Annotated in this window: 23 protein-coding genes; 12 read left to right on the top strand and 11 right to left on the bottom strand. The window is 67.9% G+C overall.

Annotated elements, in window-relative coordinates:
* Window positions 1-145: 145 nt before the first annotated feature.
* Window positions 146-1348, bottom strand: coding sequence for a formate-dependent phosphoribosylglycinamide formyltransferase (gene purT / locus AC1RL8_RS30400; protein ID WP_492686973.1), 1203 nt, complete (start codon window positions 1346-1348; stop codon window positions 146-148).
* Window positions 1349-1529: 181 nt separating this feature from the next.
* On the opposite strand from purT, the gene AC1RL8_RS30395 reads away from it, so the two are divergent.
* Genes AC1RL8_RS30395 through AC1RL8_RS30385 form a run of 3 tightly spaced genes read left to right on the top strand, consistent with a single transcriptional unit; the run spans window position 1530 to window position 4637 of the window.
* The gene (locus AC1RL8_RS30395) at window positions 1530-2378 is read left to right on the top strand and encodes a 3-hydroxybutyryl-CoA dehydrogenase (RefSeq protein WP_062478806.1); all 849 of its coding nucleotides are present in this window, start codon (window positions 1530-1532) and stop codon (window positions 2376-2378) included.
* A gap of 37 nt (window positions 2379-2415) precedes the next feature.
* Entirely contained in the window at window positions 2416-3231 is an 816-nt protein-coding gene (locus tag AC1RL8_RS30390) for a crotonase/enoyl-CoA hydratase family protein (RefSeq protein ID WP_095950258.1), read from the top strand.
* Window positions 3232-3278: 47 nt separating this feature from the next.
* Complete coding sequence (locus tag AC1RL8_RS30385; RefSeq protein WP_139700441.1) at window positions 3279-4637, top strand: serine hydrolase domain-containing protein; 1359 nt, start codon at window positions 3279-3281, stop codon at window positions 4635-4637.
* A gap of 27 nt (window positions 4638-4664) precedes the next feature.
* On the opposite strand, the gene AC1RL8_RS30380 is transcribed toward AC1RL8_RS30385, so the two are convergent.
* A complete protein-coding gene (locus tag AC1RL8_RS30380; protein ID WP_492686972.1) occupies window positions 4665-5450 on the bottom strand; it encodes a type III pantothenate kinase in 786 nt (261 codons plus the stop codon).
* 134 nt (window positions 5451-5584) lie between these two features.
* On the opposite strand from AC1RL8_RS30380, the gene lysM reads away from it, so the two are divergent.
* The gene (gene lysM / locus AC1RL8_RS30375; RefSeq protein ID WP_062478819.1) at window positions 5585-6046 is read left to right on the top strand and encodes a peptidoglycan-binding protein LysM; all 462 of its coding nucleotides are present in this window, start codon (window positions 5585-5587) and stop codon (window positions 6044-6046) included.
* 19 nt (window positions 6047-6065) lie between these two features.
* Here lysM and AC1RL8_RS30370 read toward each other — a convergent pair whose 3' ends face one another.
* Entirely contained in the window at window positions 6066-7019 is a 954-nt protein-coding gene (locus tag AC1RL8_RS30370) for an AraC family transcriptional regulator (RefSeq protein ID WP_492686971.1), read from the bottom strand.
* A gap of 129 nt (window positions 7020-7148) precedes the next feature.
* On the opposite strand from AC1RL8_RS30370, the gene AC1RL8_RS30365 reads away from it, so the two are divergent.
* Complete coding sequence (locus tag AC1RL8_RS30365) at window positions 7149-7421, top strand: DUF4242 domain-containing protein (protein WP_095950262.1); 273 nt, start codon at window positions 7149-7151, stop codon at window positions 7419-7421.
* 15 nt (window positions 7422-7436) lie between these two features.
* Here AC1RL8_RS30365 and AC1RL8_RS30360 read toward each other — a convergent pair whose 3' ends face one another.
* Window positions 7437-7847: a rhodanese-like domain-containing protein gene (locus AC1RL8_RS30360; protein WP_062478826.1), complete on the bottom strand. Its 411-nt coding sequence runs from the start codon at window positions 7845-7847 to the stop codon at window positions 7437-7439.
* A gap of 218 nt (window positions 7848-8065) precedes the next feature.
* On the opposite strand from AC1RL8_RS30360, the gene AC1RL8_RS30355 reads away from it, so the two are divergent.
* The 3 genes from AC1RL8_RS30355 to AC1RL8_RS30345 all read left to right on the top strand — a co-directional run bounded on the left by AC1RL8_RS30355 (window position 8066) and on the right by AC1RL8_RS30345 (window position 11895).
* A complete protein-coding gene (locus AC1RL8_RS30355; RefSeq protein ID WP_070061869.1) occupies window positions 8066-9175 on the top strand; it encodes a TRAP transporter substrate-binding protein in 1110 nt (369 codons plus the stop codon).
* Between the two features lie 117 nt (window positions 9176-9292).
* The gene (locus tag AC1RL8_RS30350; protein ID WP_095747756.1) at window positions 9293-9961 is read left to right on the top strand and encodes a TRAP transporter small permease subunit; all 669 of its coding nucleotides are present in this window, start codon (window positions 9293-9295) and stop codon (window positions 9959-9961) included.
* The gene (locus AC1RL8_RS30345) at window positions 9958-11895 is read left to right on the top strand and encodes a TRAP transporter large permease subunit (protein ID WP_095950263.1); all 1938 of its coding nucleotides are present in this window, start codon (window positions 9958-9960) and stop codon (window positions 11893-11895) included. The genes AC1RL8_RS30350 and AC1RL8_RS30345 overlap by 4 nt, the downstream gene beginning before the upstream one ends.
* A 14-nt stretch (window positions 11896-11909) precedes the next feature.
* Here the strand turns inward: AC1RL8_RS30345 and AC1RL8_RS30340 are convergent, their stop codons facing one another.
* The 3 genes from AC1RL8_RS30340 to AC1RL8_RS30330 are packed head-to-tail and all read right to left on the bottom strand — an operon-like array spanning window position 11910 to window position 13132.
* Window positions 11910-12350: a DUF6691 family protein gene (locus AC1RL8_RS30340; RefSeq protein ID WP_492686970.1), complete on the bottom strand. Its 441-nt coding sequence runs from the start codon at window positions 12348-12350 to the stop codon at window positions 11910-11912.
* A 15-nt stretch (window positions 12351-12365) separates the two neighbouring features.
* Window positions 12366-12806: a YeeE/YedE family protein gene (locus AC1RL8_RS30335; RefSeq protein ID WP_070061865.1), complete on the bottom strand. Its 441-nt coding sequence runs from the start codon at window positions 12804-12806 to the stop codon at window positions 12366-12368.
* A gap of 2 nt (window positions 12807-12808) precedes the next feature.
* On the bottom strand, window positions 12809-13132 hold the full coding sequence (locus tag AC1RL8_RS30330) for an ArsR/SmtB family transcription factor (RefSeq protein ID WP_062478840.1): 324 nt from the start codon (window positions 13130-13132) through the stop codon (window positions 12809-12811).
* Between the two features lie 105 nt (window positions 13133-13237).
* On the opposite strand from AC1RL8_RS30330, the gene AC1RL8_RS30325 reads away from it, so the two are divergent.
* Window positions 13238-14149 carry an MBL fold metallo-hydrolase gene (locus AC1RL8_RS30325; protein ID WP_492686969.1) on the top strand — a complete coding sequence of 304 codons (912 nt, stop codon included), beginning with the start codon at window positions 13238-13240 and terminating at the stop codon, window positions 14147-14149.
* Window positions 14150-14514: 365 nt separating this feature from the next.
* Entirely contained in the window at window positions 14515-15240 is a 726-nt protein-coding gene (locus AC1RL8_RS30320; RefSeq protein ID WP_492686968.1) for a hypothetical protein, read from the top strand.
* 3 nt (window positions 15241-15243) lie between these two features.
* Here the strand turns inward: AC1RL8_RS30320 and AC1RL8_RS30315 are convergent, their stop codons facing one another.
* Both AC1RL8_RS30315 and AC1RL8_RS30310 read right to left on the bottom strand, forming a co-directional pair.
* Window positions 15244-17271, bottom strand: coding sequence for a PEP/pyruvate-binding domain-containing protein (locus tag AC1RL8_RS30315; RefSeq protein WP_493196626.1), 2028 nt, complete (start codon window positions 17269-17271; stop codon window positions 15244-15246).
* Window positions 17272-17344: 73 nt separating this feature from the next.
* A complete protein-coding gene (locus tag AC1RL8_RS30310) occupies window positions 17345-17620 on the bottom strand; it encodes a double zinc ribbon domain-containing protein (protein ID WP_492686966.1) in 276 nt (91 codons plus the stop codon).
* A 227-nt stretch (window positions 17621-17847) separates the two neighbouring features.
* On the opposite strand from AC1RL8_RS30310, the gene gorA reads away from it, so the two are divergent.
* Entirely contained in the window at window positions 17848-19206 is a 1359-nt protein-coding gene (gorA, locus tag AC1RL8_RS30305) for a glutathione-disulfide reductase (RefSeq protein ID WP_492686965.1), read from the top strand.
* Here gorA and AC1RL8_RS30300 read toward each other — a convergent pair.
* Both AC1RL8_RS30300 and AC1RL8_RS30295 read right to left on the bottom strand, forming a co-directional pair.
* Window positions 19203-20111, bottom strand: a complete 909-nt coding sequence (locus AC1RL8_RS30300; RefSeq protein ID WP_492686964.1) for a ketopantoate reductase family protein — start codon at window positions 20109-20111, stop codon at window positions 19203-19205. The genes gorA and AC1RL8_RS30300 overlap by 4 nt on opposite strands.
* A 52-nt stretch (window positions 20112-20163) precedes the next feature.
* Window positions 20164-21078, bottom strand: coding sequence for a LysR substrate-binding domain-containing protein (locus AC1RL8_RS30295; protein WP_492686963.1), 915 nt, complete (start codon window positions 21076-21078; stop codon window positions 20164-20166).
* A gap of 187 nt (window positions 21079-21265) precedes the next feature.
* Here AC1RL8_RS30295 and AC1RL8_RS30290 point away from each other — a divergent pair, with 187 nt between their 5' ends.
* Entirely contained in the window at window positions 21266-22033 is a 768-nt protein-coding gene (locus tag AC1RL8_RS30290) for an ABC transporter permease (RefSeq protein ID WP_070061918.1), read from the top strand.
* Window positions 22034-22036: the final 3 nt, after the last annotated feature.

Genomic DNA, 22036 nt, shown 5'->3' with positions numbered 1-22036 from the left:
GGCGCCTGCGGGGTATCCGCATGCACCCGCACCCGACCGGCGTCCTGGCGACAAGACCCGCACCATGCCCGCACCGCTGCGGGGTCGCTTGCGAAAACTGGCTACCGGGGCCCGGCTCGCGGGTTCACCCGGAGGGTTCGGTCGTTCAGGCCGTGCGGGGCTTCACGCGCGAGGCGGCTTCCTTGGCCAGCTTGCGGGCCGTGTCGGTGTCGGCCGCGTGCACCAGCGCCACGCCCATGCGGCGCTTGACGAAGCTCTCGGGCTTGCCGAACAGGCGGATGTCGCTGCCGGGCACCTGCAGCGCCTCGGCCACGCCGTCGAAGGCGATGCCGGTGGCGTCCACCCCGCCGTAGATCACGGCGCTGGCGCCCGGGCTCTTGAGCGAGGTGTCGACCGGCAGGCCGAGGATGGCGCGCGCGTGCAGCTCGAACTCGTTCTGCCACTGCGTGGCCATGGTGACCATGCCGGTGTCGTGCGGGCGCGGGCTGACTTCGCTGAACCAGACCTCGTCGCCCTTCACGAACAGCTCGACGCCGAACAGGCCCTGGCCGCCCAGGTCGGCGGTGACGGCCTGCGCGATCTGCTGGGCCTTCTGCAATGCGGCCGGTGCCATGGGGTGGGGCTGCCAGCTTTCCACGTAGTCGCCGCTGACCTGCACGTGGCCGATGGGGTCGCAGAACTTCGTTTCGACAGCGCCCGCCGCGTCTTTCGCGCGCACGGTCAGCAGCGTGATCTCGTAGTCGAAGTCGATGAAGCCCTCGACGATGACGCGGCCATGGCTCACGCGGCCGCCGGCCATGGCGTAGTCCCAGGCCTTCTGCACGTCGGCGGGGCCGTCGATCTTGCTCTGGCCCTTGCCGGAGCTGCTCATCACGGGCTTGACGATGCAGGGATACCCGATGCCACCGTCGATGGCGGCCTGCAGCTCGGCCAGCGAGTCGCAGAACTTGTAGGGGCTGGTCGGCACGCCCAGCGTCTCGGCGGCCAGGCGGCGGATGCCTTCGCGGTCCATCGTGAGGCGGGCGGCGCGGGCCGTGGGAATCACGCGCACCACGCCCGCGTCTTCCAGCTGCTGCAGCATGGGCGTGGCGATGGCCTCGATCTCGGGCACCACCAGCGTGGGCTTCTCGGCCTCGATGAGCGCCTTGAGCTGGTCGGGGTCGCTCATGGTGATGGTGCGCGCGTGGTGCGCCACCTGCTGGCCGGGGGCGTTCTCGTAGCGGTCGACGGCGATGGTCTCGACGCCCAGGCGCTGCAGGGCGATCAGCACCTCCTTGCCGAGCTCGCCGGAGCCGAGCAGCATCACGCGGGTGGCGGAAGGGGACAGGGGGGTGCCGAGGGTGGTCATGCGAGGGCTCGAAAAAATGGGGTTGAAAACAATCGCAGCACTGTAAGCCACCCCGGGCCGGTGTCGCCCACGGGAACGGCGGCCCCTCCGGGCTGATTCACAATGACCGCCATTGCGCGATGGCGGCCTTGCGCCCGCCCTCGCCTCCGATTTTCTTTTTTTGTTTCAAGGAGCATTTTTCATGACGATTCAGACTGTGGGCATCATCGGCGCCGGCACCATGGGCAACGGCATTGCCCAGGCCTGCGCGGTGTCGGGTGTCAACGTGGTGATGATCGACGTGGCCCAGGCCGCCGTCGACAAGGGCATCGCCACCATCTCGGGCAGCCTCGACCGCCTCATCAAGAAAGAAAAGCTCACGGCCGAGCAGAAGGCCGCGGCGCTGGCGCTGATCAAGGGCTCGACCGACTACAACGACCTGAAGGGTGCGCAGCTGGTCATCGAGGCCGCCACCGAGAACCACGCGCTCAAGCTCAAGATCCTCAAGCAGGTGGACGAGCTGGTGGGCCCCGAGGTGATCATCGCGTCGAACACCTCGTCGATCTCGATCACGCAGCTGGCCGCCGCCACCTCGCGCGCCGACCGCTTCATCGGCATGCACTTCTTCAACCCGGTGCCGATGATGGCGCTGGTGGAGCTGATCCGCGGCTACCTCACGAGCGACGCCACGCACGACGCCGTGAAGGCGCTGGCCGAGAAGCTGGGCAAGTCGCCCATCACGGTGAAGAACGCGCCGGGCTTCGTGGTCAACCGCATCCTGGTGCCGATGATCAACGAGGCCTTCTTCGTGCTGGCCGAGGGCCTGGCCACGGCCGAGGACATCGACGCCGGCATGAAGCTGGGCTGCAACCAGCCCATCGGCCCGCTGGCGCTGGCCGACATGATCGGCCTGGACGTGTGCCTGGCCGTGATGGAGGTGTACCTGGAGCAGTTCGGCGATTCCAAGTACCGCCCCTGCCCGCTGCTGAAGGAAATGGTCGCTGCCGGCCAACTGGGCCGCAAGACCGGCCGCGGCGTCTACACGTACTGATCCGGCATTCCATAAAAACAAGGAGACAAGCAACGCCATGACCGCCACCCCCACCACCCCGCCCGCCGAAGGCTGCATCGACACGCAGGTGCTCGACCACGTGCTGCTGATCGGCATCAACCGCCCCGCCAAGCGCAACGGCTGGACGCCGCCGATGTTCAAGCAGCTGGCCGAGGCCTACACGCGGCTGGACGACGACCCCAGCCTGCGCGTGGGCGTGCTGCATGCGTTCGGCGACCACTTCACGGCGGGCCTGGACCTGCCGGCGGTCACCGAGTACATGAAGCGCGGCGAAAAGGCGATTCCAGCCGGGCTGGTGGAGCCGCACGACTTCGGCCTGGAGGGCTACCGCCGCCGCACCAAGCCGATGGTGGCGGCCGTCAAGGGCATCTGCTTCACGGTGGGCATCGAACTCATGCTGGGCGCGGACATCGTGGTGGCGGCCGACAACTGCCGCTTCTCGCAGATGGAAGTGCAGCGCGGCATCATGGCCACGGGCGGCGCCACGCTGCGCATGGCCGAGCGCGCGGGCCTGGGTAACGCGATGCTGCACCTGCTCACGGCCGACGAGTTCGGCAGCGCCGAGGCCTATCGCCTGAACTTCGTGCAGAAGGTGGTGCCGGCCGGCCAGGAGCTGGACGAAGCGCTGCAGATCGCGCAGCGCATCGCGGCCCAGGCGCCGCTGGCCGTGCAGGCCACGCGGCTCAACGTGCTCAAGGCGATCGAACACGGGCCGCTGGCGGCCGTGGCGGAATTCATCGAGACGCAGAAACGCCTGTCGAACAGCGAGGACGCGGCCGAGGGCGTGCGCTCCTTCATCGAGCGCCGGCCTGCGCGTTTCAGCGGCCGCTGAGGCCGTTGATTTCCGTTCCGTTTATGTCGTCCACTGGAGCCCGTTGCATGCCCTCATCTTCTGTGTCGTCGTTTCTCTTCTTTCAACGCACGGCGCTGGCCGCCGCCTTCACCCTTCTTGCCGTGAACACCAGCCTCGCCCAGACCCCGCCGGCGCCCGCGCTGCCCGACCCCGCCGCCACCTCGGTCGAGGCGCTGGGCTGGATGCAGGGCTTTCCGCCGCCGCCCGACAAGCAGATCACCTTCGACAACCCGGTCGGCGGCGTGTACCCGCGCATCCGCTGGAGCTTCTCGCACGTGCGCGAGACGGTGCCCACGGCCAACGTGTGGCGCGGCCCCGGCGCCGCCAGCCCGCTGCCGGCGGCCAAGCCCCGCTTCGACATCGAGGCCGTGCGCTTCCAGCCCATGGGCGGCGGCGAGGCGCAGACCTTCGGCCAGATGATCGCGCGCACCTACACCGACGGCATCCTGGTGCTGCACCGCGGCCAGGTGGTCTACGAGAAGTACTTCGGCGCGCTCACGCCCGAGCGGCCGCACCTGGCGATGTCGGTCACCAAGTCGTTCGTGGGCACGCTGGCGGCCATCCTCGCCAACGAAGGCACGCTCGACCCGTCGGCGCCGGTCACCAAGTACCTGCCCGAGCTCAAGGACACGGCCTACGGCGACGCCACCGTGCGCCAGGTGATGGACATGACCATCGGCGTGCGCTACTCCGAGAACTACGCCGATCCGAAGGCCGAGGTCTGGGACTACGCGCGCGCCGGCGGCATGCTCACCCAGGGCGCCAACTACACGGGCCCGAAGTCGTTCTACGAGTTCCTGACGACGCTCAAGAAGGAAGGCACGCACGGCGACGCCTTTGCCTACAAGACGGTCAACGCCGAGGTGCTGGCCTGGATCGTGCGCCGCGCGTCCAACCGCTCGCTGGCCGACCTGCTGAGCGAGAAGATCTGGCGCCGCATCGGCGCCGAGCAGGACGCGTACTTCATGGTCGACCGCATCGGCACCGAGTCGGGCGGCGGCGGCCTGAACACCGTGCTGCGCGACATCGCGCGCTTCGGCGAGACGCTGCGCAACGGCGGTCGCGCGCCCAACGGGCAGCAGGCGATCGCCAAGGCGGTGGTCGACGACATCCAGCGCGGCGCCGACCCGGCGAAGTTCGCAAAGGCCGGCTATGCGCTGCTGCCGGGCTGGAGCTACCGGAATATGTGGTGGGTCTCGCACAACCCGCACGGCGCGTACATGGCGCGCGGCATTCACGGCCAGAGCATCTATGTCGATCCGAAGGCCGAGATGGTGATCGTGCGCTACGCCGCGCACCCGATCGCCGCCAACGCGGGCAACGACCCGCTCACCCTGCCCGCCTTCCAGGCCATGGGCGAGGCGCTGATGAAGCCTGAGCCCTGATGAGGCGGTGAGAAGAAAGAAGACGGGTCAGCCGGCCGTGGCCGGGGCCCGTGCCTTCGCGATGACGAGCAGGCCGTCCATGATCAGGCTCTCGACCAGTTCGAAGTCCCCGTTCATGGCGGGCGCCATCTTCCAGCCCGCGCCGCCGGTCATGAAGCAGGCCGGCTCGGCGCCGCAGTGCGAGCGCACGTGCTGCACCATGCGCTCGACCGCGCCCGCGATGGCGTAGGTGCCGCCGCTGGTCAGCGCGTCGCTGGTGTTGGTGGGAAATTCGCGCACCTCGCCGGTGGGCACGTGCAGGCCCGCCGTGCCCGATTCGAGCGCGCGCAGCATGATGCCGTGGCCCGGCAGGATGAGGCCGCCCAAAAACTTGCCGCTGGCATCGATCGCCTCCACGGTGACGGCCGTGCCGATCAGCACCACCACCATCGGCCGCTCAGGCCCTTGCGACAGCATGCGGTGGCGCGCGCCGATCATGGCCACGAAGCGGTCGGCGCCCAGCCGCGTCGGATGGTCGTAGCCGTTGACGATGCCGGCCTCGCCCGCACTCGACACCACCCAGCGCGGGGCGCAGTCGAAGCGTTCGGTGATCTGCTCTTCGGCGCGCCGCCGCAAGGTGTCGCCGGCCACGACGCAGCCCAGCATGGAACCGGGCGCCGGCAGCTCGGCCCAGGGGCCATCGGCCAGGCGTTCGATGTGGTCGAGAAACTCGGCACCATGGGCCTGCAGTGCCGCACCGGGGAAGGCCCCCTCGTAAAGCGCCCACTTGAGCCGGGTGTTGCCGATGTCGATGGCGAGGAAGGGGGAAGACATGCGCGCGATTATTGCGACTTTGTTGTTATTCCTGCTGGCGCCTCTTTGACAGTCGCGGCGCGGGCCTACGCGGAGGGTCCCGGTTCCGCCGCTACATTCGCCTTTTCCATCCACCACGGCACAAGGAGAAAACCATGGGATTGCTCAGCTTCATCAAGGAAGCCGGTGAAAAACTGTTCGGCGGTTCGTCGGCCCAGGCGGCCACGCCCGATGCGAACACGGCAGCTGCCGCGGCCATCAAGACCTACATCGAGACCCAGAACCTCGGCCTCACCGGACTGGAAGTGACCTACACCGCCAGCAGCGGCGTCGTCACCCTCGCGGGCCAGGCGCCCTCGCAGGAAGCCAGCGAGAAAGCCGCGCTCGCCGCGGGCAACGTGGCGAACGTGACGAGCGTGGACAACAACCTCGTCGCCCCGGCCGCACCGCCGGCCCAGTACCACGACGTGGTGCGCGGCGACACGCTCTCGGCCATCTCGAAGAAGTACTACGGCGACGCCAACAAGTACAACGCGATCTTCGAAGCGAACAAGCCGATGCTGTCGCACCCCGACAAGATCTATCCGGGACAGAAGCTGCGCATTCCGGCGCTCTGACCCCCACAACGGCGCCTCGCTAGGCGCCGTTGTGCCGCCAGGCCCCTGGCGACACGCCGTACTCGCGCTTGAACGCGCGGTTAAAAGCGGCTTCCGATTCGTAGCCCACGCCTTCGGCGATGCGCGCCAGGTTGCCCTGGTCCTTGCGCAGCATGCCGGCGGCCAGGACCATGCGCCAGCGCGCCAGGTAATGCATCGGCGGCGCGCCCACCAGTTCGGTGAAGCGGTCCGCCAGCACGCTGCGCGAGACGTGGATTTCCTGCGCCAGTGCATCGACCGTCCAGTTGCGCGCGGGCTCGGCGTGCATCAGCGCCAGGCAGCGGCTCACGTGGGGGTCGCGCAGGCCCGCCAGCCAGCCCGGGTTGTTGGCGGGCATGGATTCGATGTAGCCGCGCAGCACTTCAGTGAACAGCACTTCCGCCACCTTGGCGGCCAGCATCTCCGAGCCGGGCGTGTGCGAAGCCGCGTCACCCAGGACGAAGTTGACCGACTGCTCGATCCACGGGCCCGCCGGCCTGCTGCGCAAGGGCGTGGTGAACAGGCGCGGAATGTTCGCCATGACAGGGTTGGGCGCGTCGCCTTCGTACGCGAACCAGCTGCACACCAGCAAGGTGCGGTCGCCCTGGCCGCCGTAGCGCACGCGCGCCAGCTCGGGCGCTCGCGGACTCACCACATGCGACATGTCCACCGCCGCATGCTGCAGGCCGCTGCCCAGCACATGCGAATCGCCATGCGGCGCGACGATCACGTCGCCGGCGTGCGCGCGCACCGGCGCCTCGCCTTCGACCTGGGCCCAGCATTCGCCTTGCAGCACGAGGTGGCAGATGGCCAGGCGCTGTGCGCCGGGCCTGAGCACTTGCGCGATGTCCGCGCCCCTGGGTACCTTGAAGCACCAGGGTGCATACATGTCCCCGTTCAGGAACAGCGCGCCCTCCAGGCGGATGGTCCGCAGCACGTCCGACAAGACATCCATGGTCACCTCCCGGCAAGCGAGGGCGGGGTTCCGGACAACAAGTCCGGCGAGACGGGCAATACAGGACGGCTTCGCGTCGGCACCATAGGTCCTGGTCGCCTTCGACCGATTCTAGACAGGAGTACCGCCATGCCCAAGTTCGTCATCGAGCGAGAGATCCCCGGCGCCGGCCAGTTCACCGCGGCGGACCTGAAAGCCATCTCGCAAAAATCCTGCGGCGTGCTCAGCAGCATGGGCACCGACATCCAGTGGATCCACAGCTACGTGGCCGACGACCGGATCTACTGCGTCTACCAGGCCACCGACGAGGCCCTCGTGCGCCGGCACGCAGAGCTCGGCGGCTTCCCGGCCAACCGCGTGGACCGGGTGTACAGCGTGATCGACCCGGCCACGGCCGAGTGAGGCGCGCGGCGCGCTCTAGTTCTGGCGCCAGGGCAGCCCGCGCCGGCGCCAGCCGCCGGTCAGGCCGCGGTGCCCGTTCTCGTCCGGGTTGCCCTCGAAGCCTTCGAGGATGTTGTAGGCCTGCGCACCCAGCTCGGTCGCGCGCTTGGCCGCGGCGATCGAGCGCACGCCGCTGCGGCACAGCAGCACCAGCTTCTTGCCGCCTTCTGCGGCGGCGCGCACGCCGTCGTCGAAGGCCGGGTTGATCGCCATGCCCGGCCACTGCTTCCAGGCCAGCGGCACGGCGCCGGGCACGTAGCCGACCCACTCGCGCTCGGCATCGGTGCGCACGTCCACCAGCACGGCCTCGCCGCTCGCCATCCACTGCGCCGCCTGCTCGGGCGTCACGTCGCCGGCGTAGCCTTTTTCTCCAACGGGTTCACTCATGGTTGCTTTCTCTCTCGAATCTCTAGGGTAAGCCCGGAGCCTTTGACGGCTGCGGGCGATCGATCTGCACGCCGGATGATGGAATTTTTCACCGGTTCGTGAAAACCCTGTTTGTCACAAGGTGTGGCGCGCCAAAGATGGCGGTCGCGGCCAGTCGAAACCATAACGTGAAGACGACGGCCTGGGTGTTCCGGTCAGAGAACTATATGGAGAGACACATGACAGACAGCAAATCGCCCCGCCGTCGCAGCCTTCTCAAGGGCGCGGCGGTGGCCGCAGGCGCAATGTCCGCGCCGATGGTCAGCATGGCCCAAACCACGTCGCTGCGTTTCCAGAGCACCTGGCCGGCGAAGGACATCTTCCACGAGTACGCCAACGACTTCGCCAAGAAGGTGAACGACATGGCCGGCGGGCGCCTGAAGATCGAGGTGCTGCCCTCGGGCGCCGTCGTGCCCGCCTTCCAGCTGCTCGAAGCCGTGAACAAGGGCACGCTCGACGGCGGCCACGGCGTGGTGGCCTACCACTACGGCAAGAACTCGGCGCTGGCGCTGTGGGGGTCGGGCCCCGGCTTCGGCATGGACGCCAACACCGTGCTCGCCTGGCACAACTACGGCGGCGGCAAGGCGCTGCTCGACGAGATCTACAAGAGCCTGAACATGGAAGTGGTGTCGTACCTGTACGGCCCCATGCCCACGCAGCCGCTGGGCTGGTTCAAGAAGCCGGTGGCCAAGGTCGAGGACATGAAGGGACTGAAGTTCCGCACCGTGGGCCTGGCCGTGGACATGTTCACCGAGATGGGCACGGCGGTGAACCCGCTGCCCGGCGGCGAGATCGTGCCTGCGCTGGACCGCGGCCTGATCGACGCGGCCGAGTTCAACAACGCCTCGAGCGACCGCGTGCTGGGCTTTCCCGACGTGGTGAAGAACTGCATGCTGCAGAGCTTTCACCAGTCGGGCGAGCAGTTCGAGGTGCTGTTCAACAAGGGCAAGTACGCCGCCATGCCGCAGGAGCTGCGTTCCATCATCGACTACGCCGTGCAGGCCGCCAGCGCCGACATGAGCTGGAAGGCGGTGCAGCGCAACTCGCAGGACTACGCCGACATGAAGAAGGCCGGCATCAAGTTCTACAAGACGCCCGACGCCGTGCTGCGCGCGCAGCTCGCGGCCTGGGACAAGACGGTGGAAAAGAAGGCCGGCGAGAACCCGCTCTTCAAGAAGGTGCTGGAGTCGCAGCGCGTGTTCGCCGAGCGTGCACTGCAGTGGCAGAACGACTATGGCGTCGACTTCAAGATGGCCTACAACCACTACTTCGGGAAAAAGAAGAGCTGAGCCCCGGTCTTCGCGCGCCCCGTGTCGCGCGCGCCTTCCCCCTTGCAGGGGGCAACACCAGTGGCCCGGCATCGCCGGTTCCACGGTGTTCCTGGAATGGGCCTGGCCCGCATCAACATGACCATCCAACGCTTCCTCCACGCCGTCGACCGGTTCAGCATGCTGGTGGGCAAGACCTTCTCGTGGCTCATCGTCGCGCTGATGCTGCTGGTGTGCGGCGAGGTGTTCAAGCGCTATGCGCTGAACGCGCCCACGGCCTGGATCTTCGATGCCAACAACATGCTGTACGGCACGCTGTTCATGATGGGCGGTGCCTACACGCTCTCTCAGGCCGGCCATGTGCGCGGCGATTTCTTCTACGGCAGCATGAAGCCGCGCACGCAGGCCGCGCTCGACCTCGTGCTGTTCGCGGTTTTCTTCCTGCCCGGCGTGGTGGCGCTCACCTGGTCGGGCTGGACCTACTTCGGTGAATCGCTCGCGATGCGCGAACAGACCTTCAACGCCGACCCGATTCCGGTGTACCCCTTCAAGTTCGTGATTCCCGTGGCCGGCGCGGTGCTGCTGGTGCAGGGCCTCGCCGAGATGGTGCGCTGCGTGCTGTGCCTGAAGACCGGCGTGTGGACGCCGCGCCTGAAGGACGCGGAAGAAATGGACGTGGTCGGCGACCAGCTCGCCAGCAGCAGCTACGTGAACGAGGCCGACAAGCGCGAGGTGATCGAAAAAGCCCACGCCATCGAACAGGCCGCGCAGCAGCGCAAGAGCGACACGACGGGAGGCGCCGCATGAGCGAACCGGCACTCGGCCTGCTGATGCTGGGCCTGATCGTCTTCGTGATCATGCTCGGCTTCCCCACGGCGTTCACGCTGATGGGGCTGGGCATGTTCTTCGGCTTCATCGCCTTCTACGACCCCGCCTCGCCCTGGCTCGACAACAAGGTCTTCGACCTGATGGTGCAGCGCGCCTTCGGGGCCATGACCAACGAGACACTGCTGTCCATTCCGCTCTTCGTGCTCATGGGCTACGTGATGGAACGTGGCGCGCTCGTCGACAAGATGTTCCACAGCGTGCAGCTCGCGTTCCGCCGCGTGCCGGGCTCGCTGGCGGTGACCACGCTCATCGTGTGCACCTTCTGGGGCATCGCGAGCGGCCTGGTGGGCGCCGTGGTGGTGCTGATGGGCGTGATCGCGATGCGCCCCATGCTCAACGCGGGCTACGACACGCGGCTGGCAGCCGGCGTGATCACGGCCGGCGGCACGCTGGGCATTCTCATTCCGCCCTCGGTGATGATCATCGTGTACGCGGCCGTGGCCGGGCAGTCGGTGGTCAAGCTGTATGCGGCGGCGATGTTCCCGGGCTTCTTCCTCGCCCTGCTGTACCTGATCTACGTGATCGGATGGGCCGTGCTGCAACCGAAGGTGGCGCCCAAGATGCCGATCGACCAGCAGCGTGCCCCCATCACGCCCTGGGTGGCCCACCTCGCGGCCAGCTACTCGCCGCGCATGCTGCCCGCGCTCGCCGCGGCCGTGGTGGCGCCGGGGCGTGCCCTGCGCGGCGCGGTCGAGGGCGTGCGCCTGAGCTGGTGGATGCTGCTGCGAGGCCTGCTGAGCGCGCTGGTGCCGCTGGCGCTGGCCGCGGTCACGCTGGGCTCGGTGTGGTGGTACGTGACCATCTACTCGCAGAAGGACAACAACGCGGCCGCTCCGGTGGCCACGCAGCAGGCGACGCAGAAAACCGGCGAGCCCGCAGCCGCCGCGCCGGCTGCAGCCGAGCCGTCCGGCACCGGTCTGGCCGAGCCGCCGAGCACCGACGAACCCGCGAACACCACCGAAGGCAGCGGCCTGCAGGAGCCCCCCGGCGGCGTCGAGGAACCTCCGGGCAGCGAGCCCGCCGCCGCCCCTGCCGGTGAAGGTGGCCTGCAGCAGCTGGGCGACGCGGTCGAGGCGCCCAAGACCGCCGCGGTGCCCGATGCCTTCTACACCGGCTTCTGGGTGGCCTGCCTCTTCACGCTCGCGCTGCTGGGCTGGTACTACTGGCGCATGGACGCAGAGCAGTTCGAAATTTTGCGCATGCTGGTGTCGTCTGTGATGCCGCTGGCCACGCTCACGCTGGTGGTGCTGGGCGTGATTTTGTTCGGCATCACCACCGCCACCGAGTCGGCGGCGGTCGGCGCGGCCGGCGCCTTCCTGATGGCGTGGCAGGCCGGCACGCTGAACTTCAAGAAGATCAAGGAGGCGGTGTTCCTCACGCTCAAGACCACCTCGATGGTCTGCTGGCTTTTCGTGGGCTCGGCGCTGTTCTCGGCGGTGTTCGCGCTGCTGGGCGGCCAGCGCATCGTCGAGGAGTGGGTGCTGAGCATGAACCTGTCGCCGCTGCAGTTCCTGCTGCTGTCGCAGGCGATCATCTTCGTGCTGGGCTGGCCGCTGGAGTGGACCGAGATCATCGTGATCTTCGTGCCCATCTTCCTGCCGCTGCTGGCGCACTTCCAGATCGATCCGCTGCTGTTCGGCGTGCTGGTGTTCGTGAACCTGCAGGCGGCATTCCTGTCACCGCCGGTGGCGATGTCGGCCTTCTATCTGAAGGGGGTGTCGCCGCCGCACGTGACGATCAACCAGATCTTCGCGGGGATGATGCCGTACATGCTGATCGTCATCCTGTGCATGGTGTTCATGTACATCTGGCCGGGACTGACGCTGTGGCTGCCGCAGTACCTGTACGGCTGAACGCGCGCGCCTTCTCAGGCTGAGGCCGGGCGCCGTGCGAAGCGGCGGCGCTCGAGCAGCTCGAACAGGCCCATGCCCAGCAGCATGGCGCCCACGAAGACCAGCGCCTTGACCTCGCCCGTGCCGAGCGAGACCAGCGCAGGCCCGGGGCAGAAGCCCGCGATGCCCCAGCCGACGCCGAACAGCAGGCTGCCGCCGACCAGGCGGCGGTCGATGTGGCGCAGGCTGGGCAGCGTGAGCGGCCCGCCGAGCAGCGACTCCTTGCGACGGCCCGCGAGCAGGAAGCCGACGGTGCTCACCGCCACCGCGCCGGCCATCACGAAGGCGAGCGACGGGTCCCAGGCCCCGCCCACGTCAAGAAAGCCCAGGATCTTGGCCGGGTTGGCCATGCCGGAGACGATGAGGCCGAACCCGAAGACAAGGCCGGCGAGCAAGGAAGCAATGGCGGTCCACATGGCAGGTCTCCCGGTTCACGACAGGTTCAGCAGGTGGCGCATCACGAACACCGTGGCGACCCCTGCGGCGATGAAAGCCACCGTGGCGGCCAGCGAACGCGGCGACCGCCGCGCCAGCCCGCACACGCCGTGGCCGCTGGTGCAGCCCGCGCCGTAGCGCGTGCCCACGCCCACCAGCAGGCCGGCCAGCGCGAGCGTGCCGTAGCCCGCGTCGATCTGCGCCGCGGGCAGCACGGCGAAGAGCCCGTAGACGAGCGGTGCGCCGACGAGTCCGAGCACGAAGGCCGCGCGCCAGGCCATGTCGCCCTTCATGGGGCGCAGCAAGCCGCCCAGCACGCCGCTGACGCCGGCGATGCGCCCGTTGAGCAGCACGAACATCGCCGCGGAAAGTCCGATGAGCACGCCGCCGGCCAGTGCGGCCCAGGGCGTGAAATGAGGCCAGTCGATGGTGGGCATCTTCAGTTCTCCTTCGGGCAGTAGAGGCGGTACAGCACCGCCAGGATCTCGAGCAGGGCCGGGTCGGCCACGCGGTAGTAGATGTTCTTGCCCTCGCGGCGGGTGTCCACCACGCCTTCGGTGCGCAGCACCGACAGCTGCTGCGACAGGGTGGGCTGGCGGATGCCCAGCGTGCTCTCGAGGTCGCTCACGCACATCTCGCCCTGCGAGAGCTGGCACAGCAGCAGCAGCCGGGCCTCGTGGGCCAGCAGCTTGAGCACGGCGACGGCCTGGCCGGCGGCGCTGCGCAGCAGTTGGGGGTCGATGGCGTGGGTCGGGGTCTTCATGGGGAATGACAGTTCGCGAAATAATATTATATGAATTCATATAATATTTGTCGCTTGATTGATTGAATGAGTGCCTGGCCTCCAGGCACCGCAGAAGGAGCGCCGATGACCCCGACCCCCATGCCCCCACGCGCCACCACCCAGGCCTTCTTCGATCCCGCGACGGGCACGGTGTCCTACGTGGTCTGGGACCATGCGACGAAGCGCGCCGCCGTCATCGACCCCGTGCTCGACTACGACTTCCGCTCCGGCCACACCGACACCGCCTCAGCCGACCGCCTGCTGGCGTACATGCGCGCGCAGGCCCTGCAGGTCGACTGGATCCTGGAGACCCACGCGCACGCCGACCACCTCTCGGGCGCGCGCCATGTGCAGTCGCAGGCCGGCGGGCGCATCGCCATCGGCGAGCACATCCGCACGGTGCAGGCCACCTTCCGCCACCTCTACAACCTGGAGCGCGACTTCCTGCCCGACGGCAGCCAGTTCGACCACCTCTTCAAGGACGGCGAGCGCTTTCACATCGGCGAGATCGAGGCGCAGGCGCTGCGCGTGCCCGGCCACACGCCGGCCGACATGGCCTACCTCGTCGACGACGCGGTCTTCGTCGGCGACACGCTCTTCATGCCCGACCTGGGCAGCGCCCGCGCCGACTTTCCGGGCGGCGACGCACGCGAGCTCTACCGCTCGATGCACCGGCTGCTCGCATTGCCGCCCGAGACCACGCTGTACGTCTGCCACGACTACCCGCCCGCCACGCGCGAGCCGCGCTGGCAGAGCACGGTGGCGCAGCAGCGCGCCCACAACATCCACGTGCGCGACGGTATCGGCGAAGACGAGTTCGTGCGCATGCGCACCGCGCGCGACGCCACGCTCGAAGTGCCGACGCTGATCCTGCCGTCGATGCAGGTCAACGTGCGCGGCGGCCGCCTGCCGCCGCCCGACGACAACGGCGTGGCCTACCTGCGCATTCCGCTGAACACGCTGCCGGGCCACCGCCCGCGCACCGCGCCGGTGTGACTGCGTCTCGGCCAGGGCCCGAGTGCAACCATGTCGTCACCGGCGGCGATGTCAGCCTTCTACCTGAAGGGGATGTCACCGCCGCGCGTGGCGATCAACCAGATCTTCGCGGGGAAGATGCCGCACATGCTGATGTGTCATCCTGTGCATGGTGTTCATGTACATCTGGCCGGGGTTGATGTGGCTGCCGCAGTACCTGTACGGTTGATATCGAGCACGTGGAGACGTCGTACTACTCAACCCATCACATGCCGTTCTTTCGAGCCCATGATGGCTCAAACCCAGGTGCAGAAATACAGAGTAGAGCGGTAGTGCTGTGCGGCACACTTACCGCCTACAACCAATGCAACTGAGGGAGCCTACGCATGGAAAATAAATGGTGGGAGTACTACGCCGTTCGATACTTCGTTGGCACGGTCATCGGGGCGGGAATAGTCGCTTTTTTGAACAGCCAACCTGGATCGATCTACGAAGGGAGATTGTCTTTGGGAGGAGCCTCGAACGAGGCGACGTTCCTCGGCGTTGGTTTGGTCGCCGCCCTTGGGTTTGCATACTGCTACATCGCAAGTTCCCCGGTACTGACACTGCACGCAACACGAGCACACTTACGCCTCTTTGTAGTTAAGACACATCGGCTGATCCACGGTATCTGCCTTTCCGCTGCCATTGCGATAGCCACATTCATCGCCTGGAAGTTTCTTCCACCTCTAGCTGCTGTTGCGGCCGGGATAGTCATTGGGCTTCAATTCGGTTTGGTTCTCGCAGCACTATTTACCCGGTTCTCCCTCATTGAGAGTTTTTACAGGGAGCTTGCGATATCCCGCTCCAGGGCTATGCGAGAAAAAGACCAGCCAAGTGCCGGTCTTGAGTACGTCACGTCTTATCGCCACCTGCGTGAGCACGGAAATGCTTTCATGATCGTGGTCTTGGAATTCGTACTCGCATACGCGCTCTTCCATCTTCCGTCTGCAACGTGCTCATTCTTCTTCCTCGCCATTTGGCTATTGCCCGCAACTTTTACCTGGTTCCTGGGTACGGTTTTAGAGTACCGACTTGCCTCCGTGCCACTGTCTCCCCCGCCTTCTCCTTGAGAGTCAGCGCCGCCGCTCCACATACGGCCGCGCCTGCAGCAGCACGATCTTGTCGCCCACGGTCGCCCACTCGATGTCCTGGTCGACCGCATTGAAGGTGCGCTTCACCGCCGCGCCCACGTTCGCGAGCCGCACCACCAGTTCGTCGGTCAGCACGTGGCGGCCGACTTCCACGGGCACTTCCTTCACGCCGCCGTCCTTGTCCAGCTGCAGTGCCGTCTCTTCGGCCGAGCGGCTGAGCACCTGGATGGCCTTGGACCAGCTCGAGTACATCACCTGCTCCGCCACGCGCTTGCCTTCGACCACGCGGATGCCGATGCCGCGCTTGGCCGAGATGTAGGTGACGTGCGGGTGCCCCGCGTCGAAGGGGTCGCGCGTGATCATCACGCCGGCGTTGGTCGAGTCGATGGCGGTCTGCACGAACACGCCCATCAGCACCGACTCGGCACCGAAGCCCGCGGCGCTGCGCGCCTCCCAGGCCTCGGGGTTGAACACCGAAGCCCAGACCTTCTTCACCGCAAGCTCGAGCGCGTCGCCCGTCTTCACGTTGGGCACCGTCGTGTAGAGCCCCGCGCCGCTGAAGCCCGGCAGGTCTTCCGAGTTGGACGAGCTGCGCACGAACACGCCGCTCCCGCCCAGCTGCGCCTGCCACGCCGCGCGCCAGGCCGCCGCGGTGGCGGGCTCGACGGGCCATTGCACGATCTCGTCGCGCAACTGCGCCAGCGCCTTCTGCCGCACCTGCGGGTCGCCCGCGAAGCCGGGCTGCTGCTGCATGCGCGCGATGCGCTCGGCCAGCCCGTTCGATCGCATGAAGCGGTCGTAGTGCGCGAACGGAATGCAGAAGCCGTCAGGCACCGTGGTCGAGGGAATGCGCGCGGCCAGCACCGCGCCGAGGTTGGCCGCCTTCGAGCCGCATTGCACGCTGTGGCGCGCGCGCAGCGAGGCCAAGGGCAGCAGGCGCGTCTCGCGCAGGTCCGGCTTCACGGCCTTGCTACCGGGCAGCGCGCCGGTGGCGGCGGCACGCACGGCGCGCGGCGGCAGCGCGGCGATTTCTTCCGGCGTGAGGCGGCGCAGCTGGTAGCCCGAGGCCGCCACCTTCAGCGCCACCCACTGGCCCGCATGCGCCTTCAACACCGTGGCTGCATCGCGCACGTAGGCGTTCGGAATGCCCCAGCCCTTGGCCAGCAGGTTGACGTGCGACAGCGCCGTGGACGGCCGCTCGGTCAGCACGCCGGCCACCGGCGGCAGGTTGATCGGCACTTCGCGCAGCACGGCGATGTCGTCGGGCAGCAGCGCATTCAGGCCCGAGGCGTCGTTCACGATGCGCACGCGGCCGGTGGCGGTGCCCAGGTTCATCGGCAGGAAGGGCTGCTCGCGGATCAGCGCTTCCTGGCTCACGAAGTCGATGCCGGCCTCCTTCGCGATGCGCTCGTGCAGCGTGGAGTTGGTCTTGAACTTCACCGGCGCGAAGAAGCTGGCCTTCACCTGCGCTTCGGCCTCGCGCAGCAGCGGCACGGTGAGCCGGTCGCCTTCCCAGAACTCGTAGGTGAAGGTGCCGATGTTCTGCTGCCAGCTCAGCGTGCCGAACAGGAAGCGGCGGTCGGGCACGAGGTAGTTGCGGTCGATCTCGCGCTTGACCGTGTTCGGCGTGAGCCGCGTGTCGCGCAAGAAGCGCACATGCAGCTGGAAGCGCGGCGTGTCGATGTAGTGCATGCGCGCCGGTTTGGCCTGCCGGTCGATCGCGAACAGCACATGGGCCAGCTGCATCGGCGTGCCCGCGTCGTAGACGCGCGCCAGCGTGTCGAAATCGCCCTGGCTGCGCAGCGCCGGCAGCGAGGCGGGCACGGCGGGGCGCGGCACGAGTTGCGCGGCCGGGCCTTCGGGCTGCGACTGGTTCTGCTGCTGGTAGTACGACGGCTTGCGCGCGAGCTGCGCGGTGGCCGGCGCGACGGCCACCGCGCACAACGCAAGGACCGGCAGCCACGCCAGCGCCGTGCCGTCTTTCTTCTGCCTGTTGGAATCGTTCTTCATGGGGCTCCCCCTTCATTGCCGACAACCGCGAATTCTCGCTGGCGGCCCGCCCCTTTTTCGCGCGTCAGCCGCGCTACGTCGCCTGCGTCGACTGGCCGCATTGCGCGCAGAACTTCGCGCCGGGCGCCATCGCCGTGCCGCACTGCCGGCAGGCCGCGGGCAGCATCGACGTGCCGCATTGCTGGCAGAAGCGTGCGCCGGCTGCGTTCACCGCGCGGCAGGCCGGGCAGGCGCTGCCGCCGGGTGGCGGTGGCGGTGCGTCGCGGCCGTACCCATAACCGCCTTGCGAACCGTGGTGCCCGCCGCCGTGGCGCGCGCCGCCATGTCCACCGAAGAGTCGTTCCAGCATGCCCATGTGTTTCTCCCTTGCGTCGTGCAACAAACAGGCCGGTGGCAACGTCGCCGGTGGCGATGAATTCCCGCGGGCCTGCAGACAGTGGATTCCCTGAAGCAGCTTCAGGGTCAAGCGCCCCTCGGCAAAGACCCTCGCAGGCCGCGGTGCTTCACGGCCATGGCCCCGGCCGCAGCGCCGCCGCCGCCCCGCCGCTACAGTCGGCCGCAAGGAGCGTCTTTCTCATGCAACCATTCGATTTCGACCTCTTCGTCATTGGCGGCGGCAGCGGCGGCGTGCGCGCCGCGCGCATGGCGGCGCAGACCGGCGCGCGCGTCGCGCTGGCCGAGGCCGCCGAGCTCGGCGGCACCTGCGTCAACGTGGGCTGCATCCCGAAGAAGCTCTACAGCTATGCGGCCGGCTATGCCGAGTCGTTCGAGGAGGCCGAAGGCTACGGCTGGAAGCTCCCGTCAGCGCCGCAGTTCGACTGGGCCCACCTCAAGGCCCAGCGCGCCAAGGAGATCAGCCGGCTCAACGGCATCTACGGCTCGCTGCTGAAGAACTCGGGCGTCACGCTCGTCACCGGCTGGGCGCAGCTGGTCGATGCGCACACGGTGGAAATCGAAGGCAAACGCCACACCGCGCGCCACCTGCTGGTGGCCACCGGCGGCACGCCCTTCGTGCCCGAGATTCCAGGCCGCGAACACATCGTGACCTCCGACGCGATGTTCGACCTCGACCCGTTCCCCAAGCGCCTGCTGGTGGTGGGCGGCGGCTACATCGCCTGCGAGTTCGCGTCGATCTTCAACGGCCTGGGGTCCAAGGTGACGCAGCTGCACCGCCGCGCCCACCTGCTCACCGGCTTCGACGACGACGTGCGCCAGTTTCTTGCCAACGAGATGGGCAAGGCCGGCGTCGACGTGCGCCTGAACTGCGAGGCCTCGTCGATCGCGCGCGGCCCCGACGGCCTCGTGGTCACGCTCGCGCGCGGCCAGCAGATCGAGGCCGACACCGTGCTCTTCGCCACCGGCCGCGTGCCCAACACGCAGGGCCTCGGCCTCGAGGCAGCGGGGGTGAAGCTCGACGACAAGGGCGCCATCGCGGTCGATGCGCACTACCGCACCTCGGTGCCGTCGATCTACGCGGTGGGCGACGTGTCGACCCGCGTGCAGCTCACGCCCGTGGCGCTGGCCGAGGCGATGGTCGTGGTCGATGCGCTGTTCGGCAAGGGCAAGCGCGGCATGGACTACGAGTTCATTCCCACCGCCGTGTTCACCCACCCCAACATCGGCACCTGCGGCTACAGCGAGATCGACGCGCGCGCGAAGTTCGGCGAGGTCACCGTGTTCTCCAGCGAATTCAAGTCGCTGCGCCACACCCTCTCGGGCCGCAGCGAGCGCACCTTCATGAAGCTCGTGGTCGACAAGAAGAGCGATCGCGTAGTGGGCCTGCACATGGTGGGCGCGGACGCGGGCGAGGTGGTGCAGGGCTTCGCGGTGGCGATGCGCGCGGGCGCGACAAAGGCGCTGTTCGACAGCACCATCGGCATCCATCCCACCGCCGCCGAAGAGTTCGTGACGATGCGCGAACCCATGCCCGGCTAGGCGCCGGCCTGGGGCTGCTTGCCTTCCAGCAGCTTCACCATCACGAACAACACCCGGTTCGCCGGCGTCGGCACGCCCAGCGCCTCGCCGCGCCGCACGACCAGCCCGTTGAGGTGGTCGATCTCGCTGCGCTTGCCGCGTGCGAGATCTTGCGCGGTCGACGAATACTGCGAGGGCATCGACTGCGCGATGCCGCGCACCGCCGCGTCGACATCGCCCGGAATCACCACGCCCTCGGCCTTCGCCACCGCGAGGCATTCGGCGACCACGTCGCGGATCACGTCGGTCACGCCCGTGCCCTGCACGAGCTCGCCATACGGCAGCTGCGACACGGCCGACAGCGCGTTGTAGGCGCAGTTGAGCACCAGCTTGGCCCACAGCGCGCCGCGCACGTTGTCGGAAATCTGCGTGGGCACGCCGGCGGCGATCAGCGCCTGCGCGACCTCGTCGCTGCGGCGCGACGGCGCGATCACCAGCTCGCCGCGGCCGTGGTGCTTCACATGGCCCGGCCCCGCCATCTCGGTCGCCACATAGACCACGGCGGCGGCCACGTCGTGCGACGGCAGCGCCGCGCGCACGCGCGCGTCGTTGTCGACGCCGTTCTGCAGCGTGAGCACCAGCGCGCCGGGCGCCAGGTGCGGCCCGATCTGCGCGGCGGCCGATTCGGTGTCGGTGGACTTCACGCAGAACAGCACGAGGTCGGCGCCCTGCACCGCGCTCGCTTCGGTGCTGGCCTCGAGGCGCACCTGTTCATCGAAGGCCTTGGTCTCCAGCCGCAACCCGTTCGCGCGCACCGCCTCCACATGCGAAGGCCGGCCGATCAGCACGACTTCGTGGCCCGCGCGCGCCAGCATGGCGCCGTAGTAACAGCCGACCGCGCCGGCACCCATGACTGCGACTTTCATCGATTCGATTCCTTGGTTGTTCCGTGGCCAGAGCGTAGCGAAGACGGCCGCTTCATGCCTCGGTCTCCACACCGCGCGACTTCTGCCCTTCGTCCATGATCCATTCGCGAAACGCCGCGAAGGCCGGCAGGTCGAGGCGGTCGGGCCGATAGCACAGGTAGTGGCCCTGGTCCACGCGCACCGGCGTGCCGCAGGGGCTCAGCAGCGCGCCTTCGGCCAGTTCTTCCTGCACCAGCAGCTTGGGCACGAGGCCGATGCCCAGCCCGTTGAGCGCCGCCTGGATCAGCGCCGAGTACTGCGCGAAGCGCGGGCCGGCCACGGTCTGCACCTCGGGCACGCCGTGCTGCGCGGCCCACTGGCGCCAGGCGGTGGGCGCGCCCTCGTGGTGCAGCAAGGTGTGGCCGACGATGTCGATGGGCTGCACGATGCGGTGGCGTCCCTCGACCAGCGCGCGCGCCACGATCAGCACGAACTCGCGCCCCGCGATGTATTCGGACACCACGCTAGGCCAGCCGTCGGGGCCGTAGCGGATGGCGGCGTCCACGCCGGCCGGAATGCCGTCGCTGGGCTCCAGGTGGCGGCTGAAGCTCAGCATCACGTGGCGGCTCTTCTGGCTGAAGGCCGGCAGGCGCGGGATGAGCCACTTGGTGAGAAAGGTGGGCACGCTGGCCAGCGTGAGCAGGCCAGCGCCGGCATCGCCCGAGCGGGCCTCGAAGGTCGCGGTCTCGATGGCGCGCAGGCCGCCCGAAATCTTCTGCCAGTACACGCGCCCCTGCGGCGTGAGCTGCACGCCGCGGCCGTTCTTCTGCAGCAGCTCGCGGCCGAGGAAAGCCTCGAGCCCCGCGATCTGCTTGCTGACGGCGCTCACGGTGATGCACAGCGCACCGGCCGCGAGCGTGATGCTCTGCTGGCGCGCCACGGCATCGAAGGCCAGCAGTTCCTGGATGGTGGGGCAGTCGCGTTTCATGCCTGGCTCCGGTTGATGAAAGTCGTGTGAAAAACACTTGCCGATTGCTCAAGTGTCGTCATCCAACTTTCACCCATAAGTGTGCATCTGCTTCCTAGAATTCGCTGGAACGCGGCAATCCGCCGTGGGCAAAAAGTAGAGCATCCGGAAAGTATGCCGGGTGCGCAAGACCTTCGGAGACACCCCCTTGATTCGCGGCATCTCGCTCGTCTACGGCCTGTACCTGCTGCTGCCCATCGCCCTGCTGGCGATCGGCAGCTTCGGCGGCAACTGGACCAACACGCTGCTGCCCACGGGCGTCACCGGGCAGTGGTATGTCGACCTGTGGCTGGACACCTCGTTCCGCAAGGCCTTCGTGAGCAGCCTCGTGGTGGCAATGGCGGCCTGCGCGATCAACACGGTGCTGGCGCTGCCGCTGGCCTATGCGCTTTATCACGGCGCGCGGCGCGGCAGCAGCATCGCGGCGCGCATCGTGAGCGCCACGCCGGTCGCGGTGCCGACCATCACGCTGGCCTTCGGCTACATGATCGTGTTCAACACCGACCTCGCACCCTGGCTGGGCTCGATGCCGCTGCTGATCGCCGCGCACGCGATCCTCACGCTGCCCTACCTCACGAACACGCTGCTCACCGACCTGCGCCACCTGGACCTCGGGCGGCTCGAGCAGGCGGCCGCGACGCTCGGCGCCTCGGGCTGGCAGCAGTTCACCGGCATCGTGCTGCCCAGCCTGCGCCAGAGCCTGATCAGCGGGCTGGTGATGGTGGCGGCGATTTCGGTGGGCGAGTTCGGGCTGTCGAACCTGCTCACGAGCTTCCAGAACCGCACCTACCCGGTGGTGCTGCTGCAGGCCTTCTACGGCGCGACGGGCTTTGCCTGCGCGGCGACCGTCATCCTTCTCGTGCTGGCGAGCGCGTCGGCCCTTCTTTCTTCCTCCCTCGTGAAGCAGCGCGCGTAATTC

The sequence above is a fragment of the Variovorax sp. GW822-FHT04E09 genome (assembly GCF_058800845.1).
This window is presented reverse-complemented; position numbering and strand designations above follow the sequence as displayed.